This is a genomic window from Phenylobacterium sp. (assembly GCF_044358365.1).
GTDB lineage: Bacteria > Pseudomonadota > Alphaproteobacteria > Caulobacterales > Caulobacteraceae > Phenylobacterium.
Map to the genome: position 1 here is coordinate 1 of NZ_JBIKNZ010000126.1, position 4,257 is coordinate 4,257.

General features: G+C 62.3%; 5 protein-coding genes. 3 read left to right on the plus strand and 2 right to left on the minus strand.

Going from position 1 to position 4,257, the window contains the following annotated elements:
- Positions 1 to 210: 210 nt before the first annotated feature.
- Positions 211 to 534 (minus strand): hypothetical protein, encoded by a 324-nt coding sequence (locus tag ACIQ3B_RS18140; protein WP_397405086.1) that lies wholly within the window; start codon positions 532 to 534, stop codon positions 211 to 213.
- A gap of 392 nt (positions 535 to 926) precedes the next feature.
- Between ACIQ3B_RS18140 and ACIQ3B_RS18145 the strand changes: the two genes are divergently transcribed.
- The 3 genes from ACIQ3B_RS18145 to ACIQ3B_RS18155 all read left to right on the plus strand — a co-directional run bounded on the left by ACIQ3B_RS18145 (position 927) and on the right by ACIQ3B_RS18155 (position 3,723).
- Positions 927 to 1,412, plus strand: a complete 486-nt coding sequence (locus ACIQ3B_RS18145; RefSeq protein ID WP_397405088.1) for a hypothetical protein — start codon at positions 927 to 929, stop codon at positions 1,410 to 1,412.
- 170 nt (positions 1,413 to 1,582) lie between these two features.
- Positions 1,583 to 2,911, plus strand: coding sequence for a DNA cytosine methyltransferase (locus tag ACIQ3B_RS18150; protein WP_397405090.1), 1,329 nt, complete (start codon positions 1,583 to 1,585; stop codon positions 2,909 to 2,911).
- A complete protein-coding gene (locus ACIQ3B_RS18155; protein ID WP_397405091.1) occupies positions 2,908 to 3,723 on the plus strand; it encodes a hypothetical protein in 816 nt (271 codons plus the stop codon). Before ACIQ3B_RS18150 ends, ACIQ3B_RS18155 begins: the two co-directional genes overlap by 4 nt.
- A 123-nt stretch (positions 3,724 to 3,846) precedes the next feature.
- On the opposite strand, the gene ACIQ3B_RS18160 is transcribed toward ACIQ3B_RS18155, so the two are convergent.
- Positions 3,847 to 4,257 (minus strand): hypothetical protein (locus ACIQ3B_RS18160; RefSeq protein WP_397405093.1); only part of this gene is annotated, 411 nt, incomplete at its 5' end.

Genomic DNA, 4,257 nt, shown 5'->3' on the forward strand with positions numbered 1-4,257 from the left:
CGAGCGAACCGTCGGTGCCCTCTGGGACGCCATCGGACGCTTCATCGACCTCTTCACTCCGACCGAGTGCGCCAACTACTTCAAGAGCTGCGGATACGATGCAGACTGAATGGAATCCGCTCTAGCGTGAAAGAGGGGGTTCGTCAGGATTGGATGGGTCTGCCTGGGTCACGCGATGTCCTCACTTTCCCGCGATCACCCAACCCCCCGCTACTTGTCGACAATGATGTTGGCCTGATCTGTGACCTCCGCCATGAGCGGTTCAGCCTTCTTGTCCCAGAGAGTGACCAGATAGCTGTGCATGCGCTTGTCGCCGTCGGGTCCGAACCGGATAATCCAGAAATCCTGCTCCGTCTCAACGCGCATCGGCAGGCTGGCCACGCGCGGGCCGGCGGCTGCCTTCGCCATCTCAGCCGCCTGTTCGGCGCTGTGCACGCGCACCTTGCCATTGTCGACAGCCATGGCGATCCCTCCGACTACCAGGGCCGATAGCGCCAGGCCGATGATCAGGTTCAAGAATTTTGGGCCGCGCATGACGTTTATCCGAAGTGTGGGGACACATAAGACTTCAGGACGATCCGGTCTGTCCACGATGAAGAGCGGAACGCAAAGTCTTGCACCCCGCCGTGGTTCATCTGACAGAGAGGCGTGCCTGCCCCGGCTATTCGAAGTGTCGCTGCCTTCTCATTCCCACACCCGAAGCATGCCTGCCGCCTGCGCTTCCTCAAGGACGGCCCGCCGCTGCGCCGCGGGCCGCCGCGGGGCGGCGCGCGCTGGCGCACGCGTCCTTGACCAAGCTGCGGAGGCAGGCTGAGGGCTGCCGTGGGATTTAAGGGGGCGTGTGGTCCGCGAGCGGCCGCCTCAGGCTGCCTTTTTGTTGCGTTTTTGTTCTTTACGTCTTTCGCCGCCAAAGCTAGCTTTTCCCCATGAGCCAGCGCGTGGACACGTCCAGGTTTCCGGTCGGGATCAACATCAGCTACGACGAGCCGGAAGATGTGGCCGAGATGGCTGAGTTGAGGGCCAGGGCCTGGCGTTTCATCGATACGGGACGCTGGGACCCGCCGATCCAGGACATGGTTCTCGCCTTTGGTCTGGGCACGATCCTTGGCCTGTTTCTGGTGCGGTTTGCGCCAGGGGGACCGCCGGAGGATGCGGAGCGGTGGGTGGTGGTGGGCGACCTGCCGTCGATGCACTTTGAGGCGGATACCTTTCCCACGCCGGCGCTGGGGCTGGAGCTCTATGCCGCCATCGCCGAGGACTGGGCGACCTGTGTGCTGGAGGAGAAGGACCTTTCGGAGTGCTATCCGATCCCTGTGGCGCCCACCCAGGAGCACGCGCACATGCTGCTGGACCGGGTGAAATTCATCCGCGAAGAGCTGATGCCCCGGGCGTATGCGGAGGGGGTGCATTGACCCGGGGCGGCGGGGACAGGTCTGATGTCGTCGAGAACGGCTTCAGTGATAAAGAACAATTGAAGAACATTGTAGGTCCACGTAGGATTGCCTGAACGCCCGCCGACCGGCCGACCAAGGACGAATCGGTAGATGGTGATGAATCAGTAGTCTTTACGGGAGAGCCGGATTTGGGACGTCCTGTTGTCGTCGATCTGTTCGCCGGCGCTGGTGGTATCAGCCTTGGGTTCGAGCAGGCGGGATTCGATGTGGCGGCGGCGGTCGAGATCGATCCGGTGCATGCCGCCGTGCACGCCTTCAATTTCCCTCAGACAACGGTTTTGGCGCGGTCGGTGGTTGGTCTTACGGGCCGGGAGATTCGTGAAGCGGCTAGTCTGGGCGACCGTCGGGTCGATGTCGTTGTCGGCGGCGCGCCCTGTCAGGGCTTTTCTCTGATCGGTCAGCGCGTGTTGGATGATCCTCGCAACCGGCTCGTGCTGGAGTTTGTCAGGATCGTGACCGAACTGGACGCGAGATACTTCGTGTTCGAGAACGTCAAGGGATTGACCCTTGGTAAGCACCGGCGGTTTCTGGATGAACTAGTCGCCGCATTCCGGGCCGCCGGATATCAGATCCGGACACCCTGGAAGGTGCTTGATGCGTCGGACTACGGCGTCCCGCAGAGCCGTGAACGGTTGATCCTACTTGGCGCGAAGATCGGCGAGGCGCTTCCTGATTACCCAAAACCCCTGACGCGGGCGGCGGGCTCGAGTGGCGATCGCCCGGAGGGACCGTCGTGTGCGGACGCGTTGGGAGACCTGCCGGACGCCGAAACCTTCGATGGGTTGAAAGATAGCGATGAGACGCGCGCAGACTGGTGGGGGCTCCCGAGCGAGTACGCCGCGGAGATGAGATGCGCCCGTTCGGAGCATTGGCGATTTGGATATCGCCGCAGGTGGGATCCAGGGACGCTTACCTCCAGCGCGCGCACCGATCACTCGGACATCTCAAGGCGTCGGTTCGCGGAGACGGCGCCAGGACAGGTCGAACCCATCAGCCGATTCTTCAAACTGCCCGCAGCAGGCGTTGCGAACACGCTGAGAGCTGGGACGGACGGGTCCAGGGGAGCTTTCACAAGCCCGAGACCTATCCACTATCTCTTTCCGCGCTGCATCACGGTGCGGGAGATGGCGCGTCTGCATGGATTTCCCGACTGGTTCCGCCTGCACGGCACCAAGTGGCACGGCGCGAGGCAGGTTGGAAACGCCGTCGCGCCGCCGCTCGCGCGCGTGATCGCAGAGACGTTGATGAAGGCCATGGGGGCACGACCCGAACAGCCAGCAGGGACTCTAGAACTTGGTGAAACCTGGCTCCTCCACCTGACCGCAACGCAGGCGGCCAATCACTGGCATGTCGAGAATCCGATCGGACGCCGTGACATGAAGAGCGGCGCCCGAAAGCGCAAGCAATCCGAGATCGAGGCGGGTCAGACGCTGTTTGCAAGGGTCGCCGCCGAATGAGCGGAGGGGACGCCAGGCTCAACCGGTATTCTGCCATTGTAGAGTGCGTGTTCTTCGGCGCGACCTATGCAGGCTATAGAGCGGGTGTCGACACGCTCTCATTCGAGCGGGAAGACCTCGTGCGCGCGGCGAGCGAACTGGGCGTCCAGTTGCCAAAGAACCTCGGAGACGTGGTTTATTCCATTCGCTATCGCGCCCCTATGCCGCAGAGCATTCTGGCAACCCAGCCTGAAGGGCGCGAGTGGATCATCGAGGGCGCTGGCCGAGGCCTCTACCGCTTCGCGCTTGTGCCGATCAATCGCATCGTTCCCAATCGAGAACTCGTGACGATAAAGATCCCCGATGCGACCCCGGAAATCATTGGCGTCTACGCCCTGAGCGATGAACAGGCGCTGCTTGCGAAGCTGCGATACAACCGGCTGATAGATACGTTCCTCGGCATCACGACCTATTCGCTGCAGAACCATTTGCGGACTTCTGTGAAGGGGATCGGCCAGATCGAGATCGATGAGGTCTACGTCGGCGTAGACCGGCATGGCGCGCATTACGTTTTGCCGGTTCAGGCCAAGGGTGGAAATGACCAGCTGGGGTCGGTCCAGGCCAAACAGGACCTGGCGTGCTGTGCAGAGAAGTTCCCGGCATTGATTTGCAGGCCCATAGCGGCACAGTTCATGGACGACGAACGGATCGCGATCTTCGAACTCACCCTGGAGGGCGATCAGGTGAAGGTGGTCGACGAGTGCCACTACCAACTGGTGAGCGGAGACCAGATTTCAGCCGATGAGCTCGCGCGCTACCGGGCTCGGCGATAGCTTGCACTGCTGATTTGGCTGCGCATAGCACAATGATTTCGGTGACGGTGCACTTTACGCGCTGAAGGCCGTGGCTCGTTGGTGGTTGCGGCCGAATTTTGGGGGGCTGCCACCGGGATACCCCTAGGTATCGTGGCGGGAGAAGGCGAAATCCGTGATGCCGGCTGTGGTGGGCGGGGGTTCTCTGGTCCAGATGTGGAGGTATTTCCAGGCCGACGCGAGACAGGTGAGAACGCCGGGCAGGGCGTCCTTTGGCAGGAACAGGGTGGCCTCAAGGTCGGGTCCGCCGCCTTCGTCGCGGGGATGCAGTTGGCCCACATGCGGCAGGCCTTCGGGCCCGAAGATGATGTCCGGCGCGACGGGCGAAATCCAGAAGCGCGCGGTTTTGCCTTTGAGGGCGTCCGGGGTGACAATGCGCCCGTTGATATCAAGCCCCCGGCTGTAGATCAGGCCGCCCTGATGCCGCTGTTCCTGCGGCACGGAGTCCGGGGCCATGCCGACATGCAGGGCCCAGTCCCAGCTCAGGATTTCGAT

Excerpts from the sequence above, each read along its gene's own strand:
- ACIQ3B_RS18140 (WP_397405086.1), bottom strand. The coding sequence starts at position 534 with ATGCGCGGCCCAAAATTCTTGAACCTGATCATCGGCCTGGCGCTATCG.
- ACIQ3B_RS18145 (WP_397405088.1), top strand. The coding sequence starts at position 927 with ATGAGCCAGCGCGTGGACACGTCCAGGTTTCCGGTCGGGATCAACATC.
- ACIQ3B_RS18155 (WP_397405091.1), top strand. The coding sequence starts at position 2,908 with ATGAGCGGAGGGGACGCCAGGCTCAACCGGTATTCTGCCATTGTAGAG.